The organism is Shewanella sp. MF05956, from assembly GCF_059758055.1.
Map to the genome: position 1 here is coordinate 67,396 of NZ_JCAYNV010000020.1, position 23,868 is coordinate 91,263.

The 23,868-nt window shown below is 39.7% G+C and carries 16 protein-coding genes and 1 tRNA gene; 13 read left to right on the forward strand and 4 right to left on the reverse strand.

What is annotated here, in order from left to right; all coding sequences use genetic code 11:
* Nucleotides 1-86 precede the first annotated feature (86 nt).
* From rlmKL to rmf, 5 genes are all read left to right on the forward strand, one after another.
* On the forward strand, nt 87-2,222 hold the full coding sequence (gene rlmKL, locus AC19MX_RS18755; RefSeq protein ID WP_498299455.1) for a bifunctional 23S rRNA (guanine(2069)-N(7))-methyltransferase RlmK/23S rRNA (guanine(2445)-N(2))-methyltransferase RlmL: 2,136 nt from the start codon (nt 87-89) through the stop codon (nt 2,220-2,222).
* Complete coding sequence (locus AC19MX_RS18760) at nt 2,212-2,445, forward strand: glutaredoxin family protein (protein WP_432401839.1); 234 nt, start codon at nt 2,212-2,214, stop codon at nt 2,443-2,445. Before rlmKL ends, AC19MX_RS18760 begins: the two co-directional genes overlap by 11 nt.
* Nucleotide 2,446: 1 nt before the next feature.
* Nucleotides 2,447-4,363, forward strand: a complete 1,917-nt coding sequence (locus tag AC19MX_RS18765) for an ABC transporter ATP-binding protein (protein ID WP_432401841.1) — start codon at nt 2,447-2,449, stop codon at nt 4,361-4,363.
* Between the two features lie 25 nt (nt 4,364-4,388).
* Nucleotides 4,389-6,284, forward strand: a complete 1,896-nt coding sequence (locus tag AC19MX_RS18770; protein WP_432401843.1) for a DUF3466 family protein — start codon at nt 4,389-4,391, stop codon at nt 6,282-6,284.
* Nucleotides 6,285-6,513: 229 nt separating this feature from the next.
* On the forward strand, nt 6,514-6,690 hold the full coding sequence (rmf, locus tag AC19MX_RS18775; RefSeq protein ID WP_160053401.1) for a ribosome modulation factor: 177 nt from the start codon (nt 6,514-6,516) through the stop codon (nt 6,688-6,690).
* A 62-nt stretch (nt 6,691-6,752) separates the two neighbouring features.
* On the opposite strand, the gene fabA is transcribed toward rmf, so the two are convergent.
* Nucleotides 6,753-7,268, reverse strand: a complete 516-nt coding sequence (gene fabA, locus AC19MX_RS18780) for a bifunctional 3-hydroxydecanoyl-ACP dehydratase/trans-2-decenoyl-ACP isomerase (protein ID WP_432401845.1) — start codon at nt 7,266-7,268, stop codon at nt 6,753-6,755.
* A 75-nt stretch (nt 7,269-7,343) separates the two neighbouring features.
* Entirely contained in the window at nt 7,344-9,083 is a 1,740-nt protein-coding gene (locus AC19MX_RS18785) for a S16 family serine protease (RefSeq protein ID WP_498299470.1), read from the reverse strand.
* A gap of 249 nt (nt 9,084-9,332) precedes the next feature.
* Between AC19MX_RS18785 and AC19MX_RS18790 the strand changes: the two genes are divergently transcribed.
* The 5 genes from AC19MX_RS18790 (at nt 9,333) to AC19MX_RS18810 (ending at nt 15,206) form a co-directional block, all read left to right on the forward strand.
* Nucleotides 9,333-9,422 (forward strand) — tRNA-Ser (locus AC19MX_RS18790).
* A 104-nt stretch (nt 9,423-9,526) separates the two neighbouring features.
* Nucleotides 9,527-10,852, forward strand: coding sequence for a site-specific integrase (locus AC19MX_RS18795; protein WP_498299457.1), 1,326 nt, complete (start codon nt 9,527-9,529; stop codon nt 10,850-10,852).
* A 998-nt stretch (nt 10,853-11,850) separates the two neighbouring features.
* On the forward strand, nt 11,851-13,182 hold the full coding sequence (locus tag AC19MX_RS18800; RefSeq protein ID WP_498299459.1) for a hypothetical protein: 1,332 nt from the start codon (nt 11,851-11,853) through the stop codon (nt 13,180-13,182).
* Nucleotides 13,183-13,510: 328 nt separating this feature from the next.
* Complete coding sequence (locus AC19MX_RS18805) at nt 13,511-13,849, forward strand: hypothetical protein (protein WP_432401851.1); 339 nt, start codon at nt 13,511-13,513, stop codon at nt 13,847-13,849.
* A gap of 34 nt (nt 13,850-13,883) precedes the next feature.
* Complete coding sequence (locus tag AC19MX_RS18810; protein ID WP_498299461.1) at nt 13,884-15,206, forward strand: hypothetical protein; 1,323 nt, start codon at nt 13,884-13,886, stop codon at nt 15,204-15,206.
* Nucleotides 15,207-15,306: 100 nt separating this feature from the next.
* On the opposite strand, the gene AC19MX_RS18815 is transcribed toward AC19MX_RS18810, so the two are convergent.
* Nucleotides 15,307-15,915 (reverse strand): sigma-70 family RNA polymerase sigma factor, encoded by a 609-nt coding sequence (locus AC19MX_RS18815; RefSeq protein WP_432401855.1) that lies wholly within the window; start codon nt 15,913-15,915, stop codon nt 15,307-15,309.
* A 23-nt stretch (nt 15,916-15,938) separates the two neighbouring features.
* Complete coding sequence (locus AC19MX_RS18820; RefSeq protein ID WP_498299463.1) at nt 15,939-18,791, reverse strand: serine/threonine-protein kinase; 2,853 nt, start codon at nt 18,789-18,791, stop codon at nt 15,939-15,941.
* A gap of 562 nt (nt 18,792-19,353) precedes the next feature.
* Here AC19MX_RS18820 and AC19MX_RS18825 point away from each other — a divergent pair.
* From AC19MX_RS18825 to AC19MX_RS18835, 3 genes are all read left to right on the forward strand, one after another.
* Nucleotides 19,354-20,493: a hypothetical protein gene (locus AC19MX_RS18825; protein WP_498299465.1), complete on the forward strand. Its 1,140-nt coding sequence runs from the start codon at nt 19,354-19,356 to the stop codon at nt 20,491-20,493.
* Nucleotides 20,494-20,829: 336 nt separating this feature from the next.
* The gene (locus AC19MX_RS18830) at nt 20,830-21,780 is read left to right on the forward strand and encodes a hypothetical protein (RefSeq protein WP_498299467.1); all 951 of its coding nucleotides are present in this window, start codon (nt 20,830-20,832) and stop codon (nt 21,778-21,780) included.
* A gap of 22 nt (nt 21,781-21,802) precedes the next feature.
* On the forward strand, nt 21,803-23,308 hold the full coding sequence (locus AC19MX_RS18835; protein ID WP_498299469.1) for a S8 family serine peptidase: 1,506 nt from the start codon (nt 21,803-21,805) through the stop codon (nt 23,306-23,308).
* Nucleotides 23,309-23,868 lie beyond the last annotated feature (560 nt).

The window sequence follows — 23,868 nt, forward strand, 5'->3', positions numbered from 1 at the left end:
GCCCCTTTTCGATAAGTCGTTGGGGATATGTGTTTGAGCAGGTATAATGTTGCACTGAATTTTGTGTAACGATGACTGACTAATACATGTTTAATTTTTTTGCTGCAGCCCCTAAGGGTTTTGAATATAGCCTAGCCTCTGAATTGAAAGATTTTGGCGCTACCGATGTTAAAGAAAGCGTTGCCGGTGTGTACTTTTCTGCGCCGCTTGAACTGGCATATCGGATCACCCTATGGACCCGCCTAGCGAGCCGTATCGTATTAGTTATTTATAAAGGAGCTTGTGAATCTGCCGAGCAACTTTATAACGCTGCGTATTGTATCGATTGGCCATCGCACTTCTCATATAAAAAAACCTTCAGTATCGATTTCCATGGTACCGGTGGTTTTATCAATAATACTCAATTTGGTGCGCTAAAAATCAAAGATGCGGTTGTTGACCGTTTTCGTGATGATGGTACACCTCGCCCAGATGTTGAGCGCGTTAATCCCGATTTTAAAATCGATGCTCATTTCCGCAATGGCCAAGTTACCATTTCGATGAACTTTTCGGGTGCATCGTTACATCAACGTGGTTACCGTTCAACAACAGGCGAAGCCCCGTTAAAAGAAAACCTGGCAGCCAATATGTTGGTGCGCAGTGGTTGGCAAGCAAATCAAACGACTATCCTTGACCCATTTTGTGGTAGCGGTACGGTATTGATTGAAGCCGCTTTAATGGCCGCCGATATTGCACCAGGTTTGAAACGTGAAAAATTTGGTTTTGAAAATTGGCAAAGTCACAACAAAGCGATGTGGCAAACCATTTTTGACGAAGCTCAGGCTCGTGCCACTTTAGGTAAGACACGTTGTAAAATTAAGTTTTACGGCTCTGATATTGAAGCGCACCTCATTTCAATTGCCAAACGTAATGCTGAAAATGCGGGTGTAGCAGAGTTTATTGAATTTACTGTTTCTGACGCATTAGACGTTACGCCACCAGTAAGCGAAGGCTTTTTAATCTCTAACCCTCCATACGGTGAGCGTTTAGGTAATGTCACTGAACTACTACAACTTTACTACCAGCTTGGTGACAAGTTGAAAAAAGAGTTCGGTGGTTGGAAAATTGCCATGCTGTGTAGCGATATAGAGTTAATATCATCGCTCAAGCTTAAAGCCGATAAACAAATGAAAATGTTCAATGGTGCATTAGAGTGTGCATTTAACATTTATACTTTGCATGCTAATAGCACGCGTCGTGAAGCGGTTGCTCTTCCCGACGGTGTCGATCTTATCGATATTGCGCCAGCATTTGTTAACCGCATTAAAAAGAATGTTAAGCAGCTTGAAAAGTGGGCTAAAAAAGAGCGTGTCGACAGCTACCGTTTATACGATGCCGATTTGCCTGAATACAATGTCGCCATTGATAAATACCTTGATTATGTCGTTATTCAAGAATACTCAGCTCCGGCAACCATTCCAGAAGCTGTGACAAAGCGTCGTATTAGTGATGTACTGTTAGCACTACCAAGTGCCTTAGGTATTCATCCCGATCGCGTGACATTAAAAACGCGCGAACGTCAAAAAGGCGCGAGTCAGTATCAAAAATTAGATGAGCGTAAAGTTGAAGTTATCACCGAAGAATATGGTGCAAGATTTAAACTTAACCTTACGGGTTACCTCGACACAGGCTTGTTTTTAGATCACCGAGTAACTCGTAAATTGGTGGGGGACAAATCTAAAGGCAAACGCGTACTTAACTTATTTGCTTATACTGGTTCAGCTTCTGTGCATGCGGCTATTGGCGGCGCTAAAACAGTCACCACCATTGATATGTCAAACACCTATATCAACTGGGCGAAAGAAAACTTTGCGCTAAATGGTTTATCTGGGGCTAAATACGACTTTATCCAGGCGGATTGTTTGCAGTGGATAAAAGACAATAGCCATCAGCAATTTGATTTGATTTTTATTGACCCTCCCACGTTTTCAAATTCAAAACGCATGGAAGACAGCTGGGATGTACAGCGTGATCACGCCGAAATGTTAGGCGGATTGATTAAGCTATTGTCTCCAACGGGTGAGCTTATTTTCTCTAATAACAAACGTAAATTTAAGATGGATATTGAAGCGTTAAACCAAGCTGGCATTAACGTGACAAATATCGATAATTTATGTTTACCGTTAGATTATAAGCGCAACCCACATATTCATAATGTTTGGTTACTCACGCATGCCAAGTAGTGCTTTGCCCTACATTTTATATCACACAGATGGCTGCCATCTGTGTGATATTGCTTTGGCACTCGTTGAACAAACTGACATTGATTTTCAACACATTGATATTTGTGATGACGCCGCGTTAGCTGAGCGTTATGGCATAAGCATACCTGTGCTAGCACAGGGTAAGCGTGAATTATTTTGGCCTTTTGATGGCGAACAATTACAAGAGTTTATAGGAGTTTAGATTGAGTCTGGTTCGGATAAATAATGGCTCGTTAGCCTACGGTTATACTCCTTTACTGCAAAATGCAGATTTTACCATTGAGCCTGGCGAGCGAGTGTGTATCGTTGGCCGAAACGGCACAGGCAAATCCACTTTAATGAAAGTGTTATCAAAAGACGTACTGCTTGACGAAGGCGAGTTTAATATCGCTAACGACGTCAATGTCAGTCGCCTACAACAAGACCCGCCTAAAGCCGAAACTGGCTCGGTATATTCTTATATTGCAGCAGCATTAAAAGACATTGGTGAAGCGTTAGAGAAGTATCATCAATTATCGCACGACGTAGCAGACGCAAATCCTGATGATATGGAACGCATGCTAAATGAAATGCAGCGTATCCAAGAGGTGTTAGACCATAACAATGGTTGGCAACTTGACTCACGTATTATTCAAAACTGTCAATTATTGGGTTTAGATCCTGACAAACCACTGAATGAACTATCAGGTGGTTGGCAGCGTAAAGTCGCCTTGGCACGAGCCTTGGTTGTAAACCCTGATTTGTTGTTACTCGACGAACCGACCAACCACTTAGACATTGATACCATCGAGTGGTTAGAGCAGTTTTTATTAAGCTTTAAAGGCGCCATTGTATTTGTAAGTCACGACCGTGGCTTTATTCAACGCATGGCAACCAGAATTGTAGATTTAGACCGCGGTGTAGTGATTTCATTCCCAGGTAATTACCAGGCCTATTTAGATGGTAAGCAAGAATGGCTTCGTGTTGAAGCGGAGAAAAATGCCCATTTCGATAAGAAATTAGCAGACGAAGAAGTGTGGATCCGCCAAGGTGTTAAAGCGCGTCGTACTCGTAACGAAGGCCGCGTTCGAGCGTTAAAAGCATTACGCGCTGAGCGTGGAGAGCGACTGAATCGTCAAGGTAATGCCAAAATGGCTGTGTCTGACACAGAGCGTTCTGGCAAGTTAGTGTTTGATGTTAAAGACGTTAACTACAATTTACCCGATAAAAATTTAGTTAAAAACTTCAGCACTACCGTGATGCGCGGTGACCGAATTGCATTAATTGGCCCTAATGGCTGTGGTAAATCAACATTAATTAAGTTATTGATTGAAAAGCTACAACCTCAATCGGGCGAAATTAAAGTCGGTACCAAGCTAGAAGTGGCTTATTTCGATCAGTATCGCGAAGCTCTTGATCCTGAAAAAACCGTTGAAGAAAACGTTGGCGAAGGTAAAAGTACCGTTACGATTAATGGCCAAGACCGCCATATTTTAAGTTACTTACAAGATTTCTTATTTTCTCCAATGCGTGCACGTACGCCAGTTAAAGCACTGTCTGGTGGCGAAAAGAACCGTTTGTTATTGGCGCGGTTGTTACTACGCCCAGCAAACCTTATTATTCTCGATGAACCAACAAACGATCTTGATATTGAGACTTTAGAATTGCTAGAGTCTTTGCTTGCAGATTTTGAAGGTACGTTATTGATAGTGAGCCACGACAGAGCATTTATCGACAATACCGTCACCAGTAGCTGGTGGTTTGCTGGTAATGGACACTGGGCTGAATATGTTGGTGGCTACCAAGATGCAATTTCTCAGGGGGCAAAATTTTATTCTGAGGAACCTGTCGCAACAACTGTTGTCCAACCAACACCTGTTGTTGAAACAAAGCCTACAGCAGCACCTGAAAAGTCAGCTAAAAAGCTCTCTTATAAATTACAAAAAGAGCTAGAAGCACTTCCAAGTCAAATGGAACAGCTTGAGCAAGACATAGAAGTATTACAACAAACTGTAAGCAGTGCTGATTTTTATAATCAACCAGCTGACACGGTTAACAAGGCTCTGCAAACATTAGCAGAGAAAGAACAAAATTTAGAGCTGTGCTTCCAACGCTGGGAAGAACTTGAGTCACTGAAGTAAAGCATAATAAAACAGGAATGGTTACATGAAGTTAAAGTTTGATAAAGCCTTGTCATTAGTTGCAATAGGCGTATTAAGTGTTATCGGTTCGGCTCAAGCCGCCTCTGTATATGAAATTGTTAACATCGAAGATTACGATTTAAATGGCACATTAGATGGCACACGAAATGGCTATGCCATGGCCGTTAATGATGAAGATGAACTTGTTGGTATTTCGAAAGGCAAAAACAAGTTAAGCATCGACGACGTTGATGATTCTGTGATTGATATCGAAGACGGTATTACCGCAGCAGAGTCAATCACGTATTCTGTTTACTCTGAAATCGAAGCCAACAACTTTACTTTTATATCAAGCGATAATGCTTCAGTGGGCTCTTGGGTTCCTGAATTCTTTAGCATGGCAGGCACATTTGATCCTGCTAGCACAGAAACAGATTCAGATGATGAGTTAATCGTAAATGATGTCGATACCTTTTTTTATGGCATTAATAATAATGGCGTAAAAGTCGGTGCTTATACTGGTCCAGAGCTAACCTTAGATTATGAAGGCACCAGTACGACGCAAGAATATTTTTATTACCGTGAATTTGAAATGCGCGGTATTGCGGTAAAAAATGATGTCGAATACCCGTTATTACCTTCATTTACCACTTACGATCGCGAGCAAACCGCTGACGTAGATGCCGCTACAGTTGAAGTCGGTGGTTGGTCACTTGCTTCTAGAGTAAATAATAATAATCTAGTGGTAGGTTATGGCAGTACAGCGCTTGCTTCATCTAGTGAGACTCGTATCGATAAATGTATTGAAGATGCTGAAGATACCGATGCCAGCAATCCAATCCCTACTGATATTTGTGTGCAAGCATGGCAGTACCCAGATACTAATGGTACGCGCTATATTCAATATCAAACTCGCGGTATGGTTTGGGATCTTGATAACATAGATGAAAATGGTTTAGCTCAGAGCACAGAGTTACCGCTTGGATTAACTCCTGATGAAGACTCAACGCTCATTTTTACTTCGCAAGGTTTAGGGATTAACTCAGCTGGTGATGTAGCGGGTCGTTCACATGTTTATCGTAATGGCGATGACGATGATTTATATTTTGATGCCGCATATTGGAAAAAAGACAGTAATGGCAACTACCAGTACAACTGGGTAGAAATGGATGATAAAGTTTATTATTCAATTGCTTATGATATCAACGATTCAGGTATTTTAGTTGGTAGCTACAGCAAGTACATTAGTGGTTATTTGCGTAGTAAGTTCTTTATGCTGGATACTAATAATCCAGAAGAGGGCATCACAACGCCAAATGATTTCCAAACGTCATTGTCTGATTTAAGCAGTAAACCAAAAGACATTAACAATAAAGGCCAGGTTGTTGGTTATATTGAGTCGACATACGACAAAGAAAAGCCTCGTCCGAAAGTGGCTTTCTTGTATGACAGCACTACTGCGGAATTCGTTAACTTAAATAATCAATTGACCTGTGAGTCAAAAGGTTATGAAAGAAACACCGAAGGTGACTGGGTTCGTCATAGCGTAAGTGTTCAAGACGGTACCGGTGAAATATTAACTTACAACACCGAAATTTCAGTTGTAGAAGCCAATAGCATTAACGAAGACGGCACTATTGTCGGTACTGCGTTTATTCTAAAACCTGAATACCAATATGACTCGACAACGGGCGACTTAATTATTGGTGAAAATGGTTTACCGCTATTTGAGTTAGATGGTAACGGTGAGCCTGTAACCTCTTATTTACCCCGTATGGTGGTATTAAAAGCAACCGCAGGTGAACCATGCTCAACATCAGATGCGGTTGAAGACGTTGCCTATGAGCGTAAAGGCGCAGCAAGCTTTGCCTGGTTATTCGCATTACCTTTGTTATGGCTTCGTCGCAGAGTAAAAAAATAACGCTGAGTCTAGTTAACATTTGTATCAGTTTGCTAGATACAAATGACTAATCAAAAAATCGAGGAATTATTCCTCGATTTTTTTAATTTATATCTCAATACCTTAATAAGAAATCCATAAATTGGTCATTTTTTTAATTGATTTTGGTTAAAAAAGCGTCTATTTCTATATTTATGGCTTCAGCTTCATCCCGTTAAACAGAAGCCTGTAAATGGAAGAGGACGCATGAATGAAAAGACAGAAAAGAGATCGTTTAGACAGAGCTTTTTCAAAAGGATTTCAGGCTGGGATAGGAGGGCGTTCAAAAGAAGTTTGCCCTCACGCTAATCTTGACTCACGGTCTCAATGGCTTGGCGGATGGCGAGAAGGCGTTGATGGTCGACTCAGTGGCTTATTTAACAAATAATGCCCAACAAAATGCCCTCAAATGAGGGCATTGTTGTAATAGGGTAAAACACAATAATACGTTTAGAACGTCGAAGTATCACTAAAAATACCGACTTTTAAATCAGTGGCAGAATAAATTTGGCGGCCATCGACTTCCATCGTGGCATCTGCAATGCCCATCACTAATTTGCGATGTATTTTACGTTTAATATTGAGTTTGTAAGTCACTTTTTTGGCATCTGGCAATACTTGTCCGGTAAATTTAACTTCACCAACACCTAAAGCTCGACCTTTACCTTCAGCGCCTTCCCAGCCTAAATAGAAACCCACTAACTGCCACATAGCATCTAAACCTAAGCAACCCGGCATAACAGGGTCTGTTTTAAAGTGGCAATCAAAAAACCATAAGTCAGGAGTGATATCAAGTTCGGCAACAATTTCACCTTTACCAAATTCACCACCATTTTCATTGATGGTAATAATGCGGTCAATCATCAACATGTTATCGACAGGTAAGCGAGGTCTGTTAGGGCCTAAAAGATTACCGTTACCACAGGCGATAAGTTGTTCTTTAGTGAAACTGTTAGCTTTTTCCATTTAATTCTTTACCACTCTATAAACTATTAATCCAAACAAGATAGCGAACACGTGTAAGCTAAACAACTCCGATCACTATATAATCCGTAATCTAGCTAACAATTTAGCAAAAAAGTTGAGCTCAATATCATCATCATCTTGTCCTGCGAGTTTATCCAGCCGTTGTTGTACCAAACCATAAAGGGTATCTGCTGCAAAGTCGTTATCTTCATTGGCAACGCCTGCTGGCATTTGCATTAAAATCTCAACAGCCTGGTCCAAGTGTTCAATGGCATGGATATGAAATAAGCCTTTGTTTACCGCATCAATCACAGCGGGTTCTAAATTGAGCTGTAATACGTTCGCTTTAGGAATAATTACACCTTGCTCGCCGCTGAGTCCACGACGTTGGCATAAGGTATAAAATCCTTCAATCTTTTCATTTACGCCGCCAATGGCTTGTACGTTACCAAATTGGTCTAATGCTCCCGTCACTGCGAGGCTCTGCACAATGGGTTGCTCAGCAATGGCAGACATCAAACAGCAATATTCAGCTAATGAAGCGCTGTCACCGTCGATTTCTTGGTATGACTGTTCAAACACAATGTTAGCATTCAAATGCAGCGGCGCATCACGGCCAAAGATACGATATAAACAAGCTGACAAAATCATCATACCTTTAGTATGAATATTGCCACCTAATTCAGATTTTCTTTCAATATCTGCAACTTCACCGTCACCATAATGCACTGACGTGGTAATACGAGCGGGTTCACCGTAGGTGTAATCGCCAGTATCAATGACTGTCAGTCCATTAATTTGCCCTACCATAGCACCTTTAGTTGGCAGATTTATGAAATTATCGTCAAAACTCTGGGCAGAATACACTTCAGAACTATTATGGCGAAACTTGAGCTTCTCCAGCGCTTTAGCAATCGCAGCGGCATTAAGAGATGACTTACCGGCATAAGCTTTGGCTTGAGCAATGAGTTGCTTAATCTCCAGCATGTTTAAACTTAAGCGTTGCTGGTGCTCAACTTGACGAGAGCTAAACCAAAACAGCGGTAATAAACTCGACGGTTCTAATTCGGCGGCTTCATCCTTAGCTAACACACTTAGCCATTGCACATAAGCAGATTCAGGGTGCTGAGTTAAATCAACCTCGTTGCTCATCTCTGCAAGTATAGGGAAGTGGCGGTTAAATTTGCGGTCTTCTGATCGTAATTGGCCATAAGCAAGCCCTGAACCAACCAAAATAATTTTGCAATTAACCGGTATAGGAGCCAGCTCGTTATTGATACGATAGTAACCGTCATGCAGGATTTGCATTAACAAGTCCCACAGGTTTTCACGTTGCCAAATAGACTCTAAACAAATAAAAACCATATGATTACTTGCCAAAGCCCCCGGTTTGTAAACACTGGCTTTGTCTGTCTTAATCATTCGGCCTAATAAATCCGCACGGCGCAGTGTGCCTTGTAAATAACACGACAATGATTCTTGCTTAGCAATAATACCGACATTTTGCGCAGGCATTGCAGCTTGCCATTTGAACTGGATCTCTGCATCGTCAGACAACTTTTTCGTCGCCACTAAGTAGTTATTTGACGGCGTATCAGCCTGAGACACTAATGCCTTGATAAATAATGGTCTATCAACACCCGAAAAATCACCAAGAAACAAATGTTGCGAATCGATTTTGGTCATTAATTTAAATGCGTCAACAGCGCGCTCTTGTCCTAGCAGTAAATGGCTAGGAAAAAAGGTCGATGTGGCCGTTTCTGGTAAATGATATTGAGGGGCAAGTTTGGCACTAGGCAATAACGTTGGGTTCATAGAGTAATAATCGGGCCATAGCAACGAAAAATAGTCTGATGATATTAGCATAAAGCACCACAAAAGCCTTAGCTGATTCTCAGTCCAAATCGATTAAGTCACTAACGAATTTAACCTGTTACCGCTTAACACCTTAATAGTGCGAATGCATAAAATCATAGCAGGATGATTAAATGCTAAACATTCAGCCATTTTTTTGAAATTTATGGTTTACAAGCAAACGAGTTACTTATATTATTCACGCCGTTCGGAGGGATGGCAGAGTGGTCGAATGCACCGGTCTTGAAAACCGGCAACGGTTTATCCCGTTCTAGGGTTCAAATCCCTATCCCTCCGCCACATTAAATACGAGAAAAGCCGTTGATTATCAACGGCTTTTTTTGTTTTTGGCGTTTGAGGGGCTCTCCATAAGGATTGACTCAGACAATGTATCCATTTTTTACATGAGCAGAGCACCCAACAACGTATACTTCACACGTATCTGTTTAGCCAAATATTTACGCGACAAGGGCTTCCCTTTTGACGTAAAAGTCTCCTTACTGACTCGCGACAGAGCTGAAGCGGTCATCCGTAACATCGATGTTGCCGGAGCACTCAAAAAAATCATCAGGTCTATTGACCATCAAACCCGTATTAATGATTTTATTCGCTACGTTGATGAGGTCATTAACCATCTCAGATCTCAGTTTGATGCAGCTGATTCTGATATCACGTTCAATATCACGCCTAAATCTCATGCTATCCCTATTAGGGACACTAAGTTGTCAGAACACCGTGAAACCACGGCTGTCGCGCAAGCAAAGCCTGTTACTGGGTTAAACGAAGCATTAAGCGCATTTATTATCTCAAAACAAAAATCAGCCATTAGGCCTCTCTCTATTCAGCAGCTTGAGCAGCGTACTCGGCATTTTATTGATACTGTATCATCAAAATACACTCTTAAAACCAAGCTTAAAACTGATGATAAATGTGTGCATGACATCACCAGTGCTGATGCGATGACCTATCGCGATGAGTTACTAACTCAAGGCCGAAGCTACAAAAGCAATAAAGAGTACTTAGCTGCCATATTTCAGTTCTTTAAGTGGGGCCAATTAATGACTTACTGCACCAGCAACCCCTTTGAAAGCGTTACAGTCGGACAAAAACCAAAAGCTAAACCGAATCAAGCTAGAGACCGCTGGACGCACATTGAACTTAAACGACTACTTCGCAGCTCATCATTCAAGGCTTCAACAACCGATTTCAAATGGGTCACCCGATTAATGCTTTATGGTGGTTTAAGGCCTTCAGAAGCTTGCCAGCTCAAACCTGGAGATATCAAATTAATCGATGGCGTACACTGCATTAGCGTTGATGACAGTGGTGCTGTACAACGATTAAAGAACCTCAATGACAAACGTTATGTGCCAATACATCAGCGCTTGCTTGAGCTTGGCTTTATTGCGTTTGTTGAGCAAAGAAAATCAACACATACCCAGCTGTTTGACTATAAACCTGTCGGCATCATTGAAGATTGGTCAAAAACTTACTGCAAACAGCTCGCCAAGCTTCAAACCGAGATAGGCATGCAAGCGAACCTGCGCCCCACGTCATATGGCTTCAGACACACGTTTATCGATGAAATGAAGCAACTTGATATCAGCGAGCATATCGTGGCGCAAATCGTCGGTCACGCTAATCCCAACATCACTTTCAGTCGTTACGGCAAAGATATAAACGTTGCTGCATTGCTTAAGGATATTGAGAAAATTGACTATCAAATTTGATGATCGGGTGTGGTTAATAAATAAACTTTAAACCTAAATTAACAATCTGTTTCAATTGGCAGTAACAGTGCCAGTTGAGGCACAAACACTGCCAAAGCTGTCATTATTTCGCTACAGCAGAGAGCGAGAGATTAGGCTGTTGAAAATGGCTCGCAGTCGGTGAGTGCGAAGCAAAAAACAGCCCACAATTATGTGGGACTAGTACGTAACCCGGTACGCTTGTATCCCACTTTTTGTTCCAAAAAGATCGGATACAAGCTCGGGCAAGGGGAAACCCCTTTGAACCCAAAAGCTACATGCTGCGCATGTGAGAAAAGCAAAGTACAAGCCACAGCCTATTGTCATTCAATGGTTTGCCAATAGACGGCACAGTATTGACATCTTCTTGTCGTTTAAATCAAGGTAAATTGAGAATTGACTTTGAATGCCATACAGGGACTTTCTGTCATGAATCTTAATAAATTACTGTCTATTTAGTAATTCAAATTAGAAAGGGTACTTGTTTATAAATCATAATCGCTGTAGTAGCACCGTTAGTTTGACCACACAGGAATGGTTCTTCAAGCATGCTAAAAGCAATTGTAAACACACTAATGTACAAAATTGAAGTCACAATCAAGCTAAACCCATCACAGTGTGATGATATATAGAAGTACAGTAAGTATTAATCAAATAAAGACAGATTTCTCTGCCTAAAAAATAATTGAGGGAAAAGATCTTTATTGCCTAATAAAGGCGATATCTCATTACTTTTGAACAATGTGACACAGGATTATTTAAACGTCATTGGTATGGCATATCAAGTTTCTCCTGTATGTATTAAAAAAAATTGTGGTTTTTTTTCAAAAATACGTCTGTAGCAACAGACTTAACACCAAGGTATTTTCGTTAGCTATGTTGGTTTAGCATGACCTTTAATACTCATTATTTGACATAAAATTAAGTAGTTAGTTAAAGGTTGTGATTTGATAAACAAATTATGCAAAAGGGTTAATTAGATGACAAATATCTTTAAATTTTCTACTGTAGTCGCTGCAATTTTTATAGCCCAAGGTTGTACTCAAGGCCCTGATATTGGCAAGATAGATGATTCATCAATGCGTTATTTAGGCTCGAGTAAAGTCGATATTTATACACTCGATTCATCGGCAATCGAGGATTGGGCTGAAGCTAAAGCAGACTTCAAACAAAGAATGGAAGAAGTCACGGGCACTAAGGATTTAAGTGATGCAGAAGCCTTCGTTGAAGCCGTTGACGATTTAATTGATGAAATGGATCTTGTTGATTTAGTCGATGACGTAAAGCCTTTTAACCTAGTAGAGGCTAAAGCAAAACTGAAAGCGACCTATCAAGCACAACTTGATAACGAATTAGCACAGCTAGCAGCGAGTAAAGCTGAAAAAGATTCATTTCTTCCCACTTACAATGAGTCTTTTGCTGCCTTTGAAAAGGGGAGATCTGATATTGAGTCATTTAAATCTCAAAGAGTAGCGTTAAATGATGCGTTTCAATTGGCAAAAACAGAAGCCATTAAAAGTCTGGCTGATGTAGGAGTTGACTCGACTGGAAACATAAGTAAAAGATTAGGCAATGACAGATTTTATAATACGTATTCGTATAATTTCACAGAGGCATTAAAAGATAAAACGTGTCGCGATTTAGATAGAAATGCAGGAAATAAACCAAATGCTATTTATTATTCAGATGCACGTATAACAGACGATAAATCAGAATTGGTTTGCACAAAAATTACATTCCCTTCTAGTTATGCGTCTGATAATGCACAAAACCAGAAACTTAAAGAACCTCAAATTAACGCAATTAAACTTGCCTTAAATAAAGCTCAATCGTATTTGCGAGACGGAAATCAGTTAATAAAACAATCCAACTCGTATTACCAAGACCATCCTCAGATAGCTGATTTACATAACAGATACCAACGTAATGACAGAAGAATGCTAGAAAGCCTTGAAACCAAAGTGAAATGGGCTCAAGACGCAGTGGATAGAGTGATAATTCCTAGTGATGAAAAAATAGCTAACGAAGTTGCTTTTGAACATATGCGTACTTTGAATTTGTATTCGGAGTTTCACTACAATAATATTCTTTTAAATCAGCTAGATTATGTGTCTACTGTTAGCGCGGATGGGCGATTTAAGCTTGATAATAGTGAAAAATTTAATTTATTAATTGCACGTCCAGAGAGAAAAATTAATCAAAAAGCCGCTTATAAAATAATTCGACTTGCTGAATTTGATGACAAAGCTTTAGTCACCATAGGGCTGAATGATATTTTGACATCAAAAGAATTCCAAACTATTACACTATAAACTTGACCGATGGAGCCTGAAAATAATTTACAGGCTCCAAAAAACTAAAACGGTAATACCCCTCATATAAATCATTTATAGGACTTTTTTAGTCAAATGAGTTTGGCCATGCCGCAACTGTAATTCTTCAAATACTGTCGAACATCGCTCACTTTGCAATGAAATCATTATCTAACTCAAAATTTGATAAAAACAATTGTGGTTTTTTTTAAAAACGACGTCTGTAGCAAACGGCACCTTTTCTAGGTATTTTTATCTGCTCGCATCGTCTGACATCGGCTTTTACACCCTCTAGATGATTTATATTTGAGTTCGCAAAGGAAAATTTATGCTGAAAAAATCTTTTATCGTTGCAGGTTTATCACTTTTACTCGCAGCTTGCGGGGGACATGGCTATGAAGGTCAATATGAATCAAGCATCGAGGCTACCGGATTAGGCAGCTTAAATAGCATGATGCCTAAAACAACAATGTACATCGGCACTGATTACATTGAATCAAATGGTCAAAAAATAGAAGTCGAAAAAATCTACGTCAAAGAACAAGGCGACAGAAAAATTTTAATCATGCAAACACAAGAAGGCGATCAGGCCTACATCATCGATAAAGACGGTTCATTACTGATTAAATCAGGTATTGCAACCATAAAATTTACTAAAGTTGATTAATGACACACTGACCATGAAGAAAGTTGAAAATAATATGAAAAAATATACATCGTTAATCAGTATCGCATTATTATCTGCAGGATTAACTGCATGTGGTGGCAGCGACAGCAATGAAAACACCGACGACTCAGTCAATACACCTAGCAACGGCAACGGCTCCTCTTCTTCTGAGCAAAGTGTCTATATGGCCCCAACAGGTGAACTTGCTCAAAAAATGCTGGCGATAACCCCATCGGTATCAGATAACAGCGTAGAATCTCAATGTTCGACAACAAGCAGTGTCTATGAAACGACAGACTTGTATGTAGGTTTCAGCTCAAGCGCCAAAAGTGATGGGAATGACGCTGATTTAATTTATGCAGCACAACTTACTCAAATAGCCTTAAATGAACTGATAACTGCGACGGGCTTAAATAAAAGTAATGACCTAAATTTAGATGGACAAAATAAGTGGGTAATTTGTCTCGATAACAATCAAACGGGTAATGGAACAGGCTCAATTGCCAGTATGACATTTAGCCCTATTGAACTTAACGCTAGCGGTTTTAAACTAGCAAAACACGAGCTATTCCATGTTGTTCAAACTGAATTACTTGGAAAAAATACAATATACCATCACTTACCTCGTTGGTTCCAAGAAGGCAGTGCGGAGTATTTTGCTTCAATGGATTCAAGTAATGTAAGCCGTTCATTATTAATGAACTTTACAAGCGATCTGGCAAGTAATCCCTCATTACAAGGGTTGCAATCAGCTTATGGCATTAACACCTATAACCACCAACAAGATATCTTAGAAGCCTATCCACAATACGATAATAAACTATACTCAATCTATAAAACCTCGGTTAACTACTTAGTAGACAAAGGGTTAACTGATCAAGCACTTATCTCACTCATTAGAAATTCGTATCAAGCAGGACAAGATCCTCAAACAATGCCACAGTTTCACAGTGAAATCGCAATGTTGCAAGCAACAGGCGCATTCACACTGCCTTCTGGCTATGACTACACAGACCTATTAACAACAGAAGGATACAGTGAACTAATCCTAAATGACTGGCTGAATACAGATCAATATTCAGCATCATTTACATCTGTTTCAGCGACAGTCACCATCGCCAGATTGTTTCTAATACCAACACTGGATCAAGAAAATGAGTATGAAGTTACGGTAAATACAGATCAGAGCGGCTATAGCTATGCCGTTGGCAGCATTCCAGATGGCGACTACCAAATTTACGCCATCGACACCGCTGATGAAAATGCTTATGGTCCAATGACACAATCCGTTGTTAATGGTGAATTAGGTGATATTGATTTCACCGGTGTTAACGTTTGTGAAACTTGTAATGACTGATCTTTATTCGTTAGTTAAATGAGTTCAATAAAAAACCAGACAGCTTGTCTGGTTTTTTATTGGTGGTTAAACGTATCTTAAATCACTATCACAACACCGTTTATGCAAACTCTCTAGACGGTTGAACAGACGGCTGCATGCGTTGCTTTAACCATGCTTTGGCAAACCGTAAATCATTTTCTACCGTTCTTAAAGACACTCCGAGTAACCTGGCAATTTCTTTGTTACTCTTTTGAGCAAAATAGCGTAAATCCAGTGCCTCTGCCTGCCTGGCATAGTGTTTAGAAAAGCCGTCCATTTCGAGGTACAAAATGATGCTATTAAAGTCGTCCTCCAAAGGTTGGCCTTTTTGATTAATCGCGATGGTTGATGACACTTTACTCATCCCCCTCGCCTTGCTCTTTACCGTCTTACGATAATGATCAATAAATAGGTTTCTTACCGTTGAATTTAAATAACTGTAAAACTCACGTAATGTTTCAACAGGTAAAGTTGACTCGGCGACCAACAACTTTTCATAGCAATCATGCGTTAAATCCGTAACAGACAAAGATAAAAATGCAGTATTTACATCCTCAGGCAGATTGTCATAATGAATATTGGCATACTCTTTTATTTTAATATAAGCCAATTCCATCAATACCTTCGTTGGCTCAGGCTCGCCATTTTGCCAAGCTTTAATTAAACACAACACTTCACTTTCTGTCATTAACAAGCTCCTTTGAATCGATATTAACTGCTGCGTTTTGCTAAACCCACAGACCGTTCAGAAACGGCAACGTCATCCACCAGCTGCTGGTATTGTTTATACCAATTACTATTACTCTGAATATTTCGGTTATCTAACAGTGTTTTAATCTGGGTAATGTTGCGCTTTGAAAACGCTATATCGTGATAATTAAGTGCGATTTTGGCTTCTTTTATCAATACATCAAGACGATTAGCAGAATTGCGACGCTCTTTTGCTCCCCATGTAAACTGAGGTAATGCTGCTAACGCAATGTTAGGGGGCACTTCTGTGCTTGCGCTTTCACTCAGTAAATAGGCAAGTTCAAGTTGTTTCTTATTGTAAAAATAAACATCTCGCTTTGCTGTTGTAGTAAGCACATCTTGCGATTGCAAATAATCAATACGCGTTAGTGCTAAGTCCTGGCTTGTGACTAAATTCAGTAAATAAGTATTGAATGCGGGTGTAAATAGCGCTGTGGTTCGCTCTGGGATATTGTCTTTGCCACTCACCAGCCCATCAACATCATTTAAAATTTGAGTCACAATCGCGGGCAAGTGTTCAGGGGCTTTCCCAATAATAGACAAATACTCATCTATAATTTTTGCTGCTAACGTCACCGATGCAATGTCCCGCTTATCAGTACCAAGGGTTAAATACACATTAAACAACCGATTAGCATATTGTTGATATTGTTCAAAATCCCCTATGTTGTATAACGTGAACAACAGCACCTCAAGCGAATTCAGATATAAACCGGGGTTAGTCGCCAAATATGTTTCCGCTAACGTGACACCGTTTACCGCCGCTTGATAACTTAATTGCGGCGCATCATAAGCATAAAAACCAGCAATCATGCGATAAAAGTGAATATTATTAGGATGTTGTTCACCGACAATTTTTTTGTGGTTATTCAGCGCCTGACTCATTACACGCTGTCCTTCTTCAAATCTGTCTAATTCTATGTACGCCCGGCCTAATACTAACTGCTTTTTTAATACTTCAATTTGGTTATTCAAACCAGTATAAATCTCGACCGATTGATTAAGGGCAACAGCGGCTTCTTCAATAAGAGGTTTATATTGTGAGTCAAAAATGAGTTCATCTGTTTGCTCAAAGTTAAACTCAATGCCAATGGGTATTTGATTCTCTAACGCACCACCGAGTGCGCCAAGCACATTACCCTTAAGCTCATCGGTTAATTCATCCCAATAATGGGCTTTGATATTTCTCAGTAAATTAATGTGTTGTAGCCCCATATCGCTGGGCATACTTTGATATAAATGGTATTTCTGGCCATTAAGGTAATTATGATAAAAAATGGCTTGCAATGGTGTATCTGGTAACCCCTTAACACCCGAAAATGTTAAATGATCAAGTAACACACTTGTATTAGGGTCAATCAAACTAAATTCATTTGAATAGTTGTACAATTGCACTAATTGTCCGCCGGCTTTAAAAGCCATATCAGCGTCGCTTAATAATGCAACACTATTTATCACTTCTTGATACAGAGTTTTAGCTTGTGCAATATTACCAATAGACTCATAACTATCAGCCAGAGTCAGTTTGATTTTCGCAATAGAATCGGCATTAAGGACTTTATCGTCTTTAACGATTTTTTTAGCATTATCTAATAAATCTACCGCGAGTAACTCTTTACCATTCGATTTTTTTAAGTCTGCCATTTCCAATAGCTCAGATAACTTTTTCACCACCAAGTCAGACTGATTCTTAGCCACTTTAAGGTCTTCAAACTGTATGTACAAATTCACAGTTAGATAAGTTATCGCGGCAAAAAAACTCACCGCTGTCAATGTCGGGATAGGATATCGCTTAAAAACAAACTTTGTTAATTTAAACCCATAACTGCCCGAATACGCAGTTACATTTTGATGACTTAAATAGCGTTCAATATCATATTTAAGATCTAAAACAGAAAGATAACGTAACGAACTATCAAGGCTGGATGCTTTATCAGCAATCGCATGTAATTCCACTCTTTTGCTATATTCATCTGAGCAAAGCAGTAAGTCTTTTAAAATTAACCCAAGTGAGTAAATATCACTTGTTGTATTGGCAAGCTCGCCGAGTTTAACTTCTGGGCTGGCATAAATAGGGGTTAACGCCTTAACATACGTTTTGTATATCTGTTGGCTTGGTTCATCACTATTACAAAAGATACGCGCAATACCAAAATCCAATACCTTTATTTGATTGCGATTATCGACCAGAATATTAGCGGGTTTAAGATCTGCATGAACAATTTGATTTTGGTGCGCATGATGAATGGCGTCACATAAGCTACAAAAAACGCTTAACTTATCTTTTAGTCGAACGCTGTTATCGGCCCATAACGTTGAAATTGGCTTACCATCAACGAGCTCCATCACAATGTAAGAATAACCTTCAGCGGAGATCCCCGCGTCAAAAACCTTACCAATATTAGGATGATTGAGCTTTGCCATAAAGCTGGCTTCACGAATTAAGGCTTCTTTACCTATAAATGACTCTAATTGATGATTAATAATTTTAACAGCCACTTTCTGTTCAAATTTCTCATCAATTCTATCGGCTAAATAAACGGCTCCCATGCCACCTTGGCCAATGAGTTTCACCAATTTAAATGCACCCACAAAACAGCCTGTTAACGCGGTCACATGGTTAGATAAACTGTCAAACTGGTCTGCCATTAATCTTGACCAATCATGTTCAGCAAGCTCGTTATCATTGGTAATAAGCACATTAATTTCATCAATTAATGCTTGTTCACCTTCACACTGCTGATGAATAAATGCACGTTGTTGTGTAGCAGGAAGTGATATTGCTTGAATAAAAATATCGTAAAGTGAAGTCACGTTCCCGCCTGTGAATGAGAGTTATATCCGTATAAAGATGCCTAAAATACTCAACAACACGCAAATAATGAAACCATATAAACACCAAAGTTATGTTTTTACTCTTTCACAAATCAACATGTCGTTATTAATGCTGCACCGTTAACATTTATGCAGCAACATAAGGTAATTGACTGCTTGAGCAAGTGTATCGCTGAGTCATCACAAAGTATGACACGGTGTAATTTGTGACTATATCCTTAACCGTTTAAAAGTCCATAACAGACTGATTTGAATGCTTAAAATTTGAGCTGAAACGCTATAATATAAAAAAATTTTCAATTCTTATGTGGTTTTTTTTAAAAAATCCGTCTGTAGTCATTCTCTGTAAATTGGGTTATTTTTTTATAAGGGTGTTTGTGTATTCATGCCCCCTTTACTGCTCATGGCGAGTAATTAATTGGGGACTAAACACTGAGGCTGAAAACAACGAAGTATTGTTGTTTTTACATTAGCTTTTATCACCACACATTTAATGTGTGGATGGATATTAATGGCGTTATTGAGATTCTGTGACATTAAAATGAAAAAACATTCTTATACATTATTAGCGGCATTAGTGTTATCTGCCTGTGGTGGCGGTGGCGACTCAGAAAAAGAAACCGATGCTCCATCAGATACAACACCATCTAAAACCTATGTATCTGGTAATACGATGCAATCTGGTAGTGATGGCTATATCGAATATCCAACAGAAGATGTAGGTCAGGGTTATTACTGTAATGGTAGTTCTGACAAGTATTTTGAAAGCGAATTTGTACGAGTTTATGCTAACAGCGCAGTTGGCAATAATGACTTAATGGCTGTTGCAACACTTGTTCAAAACAATATGTCTTTTTCCTACGGGAAAATGAACTTTACCACGGCATCTCTAAAAGAATTTATGCCGCAATACTCGCCAACAATCGCAAATCGTTTTTTAAACACAACTGAATACAATGATGAACTTGCGTATAACTATGTCTACACTGGCATTCATAAAGATGTTGATTGGAAGTCAATGACTTCTAGCGATGTTTACTATGGCATCCCAGATCATTATCAGTCTCTTGACACTCAGGGCGCTATTGACTCGGCCTTAATTCTAACAGAAAAATTTAGCGGGGATTCAGGAGAGGAAGTTGAAAAACGCAGCGACAAAGTTATTGTCTGTCTTGCTGGACACATGAATAAAAGTCGTTTTGCTGAAGGGACATTTCACGGACTAAACTTCGCTGAGCCAGAAGCGGATAGTCGTGTATTGCAATCAGTTTACACCAAGCACGAGCTTATTCACCATGTTCAAATGCAACACTATCGAGTCACTGAGCGCTCTGTTATTGGTATATACAACCTTCCGAGCTGGCTTGTAGAAGGTCAAGCAGTGTATCTTTCAGGCCAATCAATAACTAAACGAAGCGAAGTGTCTAATACATCAATTGATGATATGAACAACGCATCAGATAAAAATGCATACTATGAAGAATATGGTTTGGCTTATAGTTATCTTCATCTAAATAATGATGTTAGCACCATAAACAAGCTATATTCAAATACAGCAAGCGGCATCACTAGCTTTGAGTCAGCGTTTGATGCGCTTAATCTAAAAAATCATTACGGGCAAGTAATGACTTACAGTTCATTTAAATCAAATTATCAAACATGGGTAGCCGACTGGAAATAAGCTAAATCAACTTAATCAGCAGCCTTTACATAGGTTGCTGATATTTTACGTTATGACACATAAAGGCGCACACTTTCAATTTAATAAAATATTAATACTTATATTAAATTGAAACTTAACATTTCGCATTAAATGCAACAGCAATAGATAACACGCATATTAAAAGAGCTTAGCGCCGCCTGTTAAAAATAAAAAATAATTCAACACCACAGAATTACTTTATTAATTTTTTCTCAACCAACTTGTTACCTTATTAAATTATTGCATTAAAATTAATAATTAGCTTATAACACAACAATCAACTTTACACTTCGTAATATTAATCGAGATTATATAATGAAAAAGAACATCGCTCTGTTTATTTATACTGCGGTTATAACCGTTTTTCTTTCTGCTTGTGGTGGGGGCAGTGACAGCGATGAAAATGATAGCTCCTCGGTGATACCAACGCCACCAGTAACCACACAGCCATCTCAACCAATGACAGTTAGCACGTCTTTGATTAGTGCCTCAGTAGATGAGTTAGGCTCAGTTTCTGGCTCATTCTCAGCAAGTAATGTTAATGGCACACTGTCGGCAACAAGTAGCTATTCAGGCAAAGGAAAAGTCAAAATTGATATTAGTGGTAATTCAGTTAATGTGACCTTTACTGCCCCTGAAATGAACAACGATCTCATTGAGCAGTTTGTCGTTACCGCCAAAGACAGCAAAACTTCACATACCGTTACGTTCACGGCTAATGTTAAAAACACATCTGCCGTCAGTAAGGTTTCGTTTTTAACCGCCTACGCATCATCAGTGAGTCAAAAATCATTATTTGCTGACATGACGAATATTTACCGCTTTTACAGTAGTGCTGCGGTGTATGTTGGCGAAACAACAGCATCCGATGCAGATGATTATCAAGATGCCTTTAGTGACGCGCAAACAGTGGCATACAGCACCTTAGCTAAAAACAACTCTTACTCTTCAGCAGCAATCACCAAAATGCTTGCAGACTACAAGGCTGGCGCACTGAGTGAGACAGATATTGATTCGACTATAAGCGGATTGCAAACCTACATTCTTCCAATCAACACCACTTTGGCAACAAAAATCAGTGATATTGCAGCGCTTTCAGACAAGCTACCGGTGTTTACTCCTGGTGAGTTAAGTATGACCTTGACTGGCATGTCATCTTTAATTGGTAATCCATCAATGGGCTCATATGTGAACGGCCAGTGGGTTTTTAATAGCGAATTTGCGTTAATCGGCAAAATCATTTCATCAACTTGTGCCGCAGAATAACGCTGTATAACCGGAGAATATCATGAAAAAATTAACCACCTTATCAATGGCAATACTCGCGTCTTTCGTAGCAACAGCAGCAATGTCTGCGCCAAAAGAAACACAGATTACTGAGCGTTACTTTACGCCACAGCTTGCACCTCAGCCTACTGGCAAGCAGTCTGTGTCATCTGATAGCTCATTGCCTAACGATGCTGAGTTTCAGCGCCTACAGTATTCTTATATGCACTCTTCATTAACTGAGGCAACTGTCGGCAATCAATTTATTGGCTCGTGGCTAAAATCACAAACAAAGCAGACAAAGAAAATCCGTGTTGGACTTGTTGATGCGGGATTTGCTCCGCATCCTGATATCAACTACGCGAGTGAAAGTGCAGACTTTTTTGAGCGTGACAGTGATGCATACAGTGAAAAGTTAATGCGTGAGTCATCCTCATGCAATCCTCACGGAACGTATGTCGCTTCAATCATTGCAGCAAAAAGCAATAATGGAGTGGGAATCTTTGGTGCTGGCAATAACGTTGAAGTCATCCCAGCACGAGTGGCTGCCTGTGGTGAAGGAAGCACCTTCGACTTAAATGACGGCATAGCTTGGCTGGCAGGGAAAAGTTTTGCCGATGAGGGTATCGCTGATATTAGTCGCCCAGTTGATGTAATTAATATTAGTCGCTCCGGTTATTCTGACTGCCCTATTGAGGCTCAGGAATCAATTGATTATGCCCTATCAAAAGGTATTGCAGTTGTTGCTGGCGCAGGAAATGGCAGCGTCGAAACCGCACTTGCATTTCCGGCAAACTGCAAGGGTGTAATTGCTGTTTCTGCTACTGACATAAATGACAACCAGGCAAGCTTTACTAATTATGGGTTTATGAATGACATTACTGCTCGCGGAGATGACTTGGCCGTGTATGGATTAGATGACCCATCTCTGCCCAACAAGGCATACGTCGGTGATGGTACATCATTCTCAACTCCTCTTGTCTCAGCAGCGATTGCCAACGTGCTTAGTGTTACTGACGGGCTAACACCAGCAGAAGTAAAATACCTTCTTTTATCAACATCTACTGAGTTTAGTGACACCACAACGTGTACTGTTGATAGCTGTGGTGAAGGTCATCTTAACAACGACAAACTTGTTGAAGCGGGTGAGCTTTATCAGGCGGGTAATTTAAGCTACATCAAGCAGGCACTTCCTTATGGTAATGCATGTGATAAACAGCTACTAATTGAAACATTTGGCGAGTCACTTCCTTTATGCGGAATGCTTGAATTAACACTGAATGCGCTTGGTACGGAAAGAGATCATGTAACCTATAACGTCTATCGCGCACCAAAAGGCACCGCTATTGATGTGAATGACAGTGCCACTGAGTTATTCATCAGTGACACGAAAAAGACAACACAGCTAGTGCCTGATTTCGATATCGAATCATTCGACTATGGATTTACAGTGTGCTTCTCAGATGATTGTTCTGATGATGTTATTCACATCACAACATACGAAGAAAAAGACGCTAGCTGCGAATAACAATGTTGTAAGTTAGAGAATTTAGCTATGTATTAAGGCTCTCATTAAGGAAAAGTAGCTGTTTACTTAACGAGCTACTTTAAATATTGATGTATCAGTTTGTACTGAAAGCTGTGGCAGTTGCATTTGTTTATTTAGCTTTACACTTCAAAAATGAAAATAATGTCATTATTGAAGTGATAGGCTAATTCAATCGTAAAATGGTTTTATCGCCTATTTATAAGTTACATTCTAGCTTAACCTACGTGAATGTATTTTGAGTGACTTAAACTGCTATTTCAGTACATATTGCAAATGGAGCGTTAATGCGCTTTTCATTAAATGCTGAAATAGTGTCCATAATACAGAGTTTTAAATAGGAAATAGCGAATATCCCAGAGCCAGAAAAGTTGGAGCTTTAATTAGTTTGCAAACAGGTAACTGTAAGTTAAAGCGTATGCGTCCGGCGAACTACGCCTTGTCTAGCCTAACCTGCCAGGGTAAGAGATTGTTGAGGTCACAATCAGGGTAGGATAATTGCTCTAAGCAGTGTTCGATGTAATCGAACGGGATAAGTCCAT

Bases quoted from the DNA above. Each gene is read 5' to 3' on its own strand.
- rlmKL (WP_498299455.1), top strand. From the start codon at position 87: ATGTTTAATTTTTTTGCTGCAGCCCCTAAGGGTTTTGAATATAGCCTA.
- AC19MX_RS18760 (WP_432401839.1), top strand. From the start codon at position 2,212: ATGCCAAGTAGTGCTTTGCCCTACATTTTATATCACACAGATGGCTGC.
- AC19MX_RS18770 (WP_432401843.1), top strand. From the start codon at position 4,389: ATGAAGTTAAAGTTTGATAAAGCCTTGTCATTAGTTGCAATAGGCGTA.
- rmf (WP_160053401.1), top strand. From the start codon at position 6,514: ATGAAAAGACAGAAAAGAGATCGTTTAGACAGAGCTTTTTCAAAAGGA.
- fabA (WP_432401845.1), bottom strand. From the start codon at position 7,268: ATGGAAAAAGCTAACAGTTTCACTAAAGAACAACTTATCGCCTGTGGT.
- AC19MX_RS18785 (WP_498299470.1), bottom strand. From the start codon at position 9,083: ATGAACCCAACGTTATTGCCTAGTGCCAAACTTGCCCCTCAATATCAT.
- AC19MX_RS18795 (WP_498299457.1), top strand. From the start codon at position 9,527: ATGAGCAGAGCACCCAACAACGTATACTTCACACGTATCTGTTTAGCC.
- AC19MX_RS18800 (WP_498299459.1), top strand. From the start codon at position 11,851: ATGACAAATATCTTTAAATTTTCTACTGTAGTCGCTGCAATTTTTATA.
- AC19MX_RS18805 (WP_432401851.1), top strand. From the start codon at position 13,511: ATGCTGAAAAAATCTTTTATCGTTGCAGGTTTATCACTTTTACTCGCA.
- AC19MX_RS18810 (WP_498299461.1), top strand. From the start codon at position 13,884: ATGAAAAAATATACATCGTTAATCAGTATCGCATTATTATCTGCAGGA.
- AC19MX_RS18815 (WP_432401855.1), bottom strand. From the start codon at position 15,915: ATGACAGAAAGTGAAGTGTTGTGTTTAATTAAAGCTTGGCAAAATGGC.
- AC19MX_RS18825 (WP_498299465.1), top strand. From the start codon at position 19,354: ATGAAAAAACATTCTTATACATTATTAGCGGCATTAGTGTTATCTGCC.
- AC19MX_RS18830 (WP_498299467.1), top strand. From the start codon at position 20,830: ATGAAAAAGAACATCGCTCTGTTTATTTATACTGCGGTTATAACCGTT.
- AC19MX_RS18835 (WP_498299469.1), top strand. From the start codon at position 21,803: ATGAAAAAATTAACCACCTTATCAATGGCAATACTCGCGTCTTTCGTA.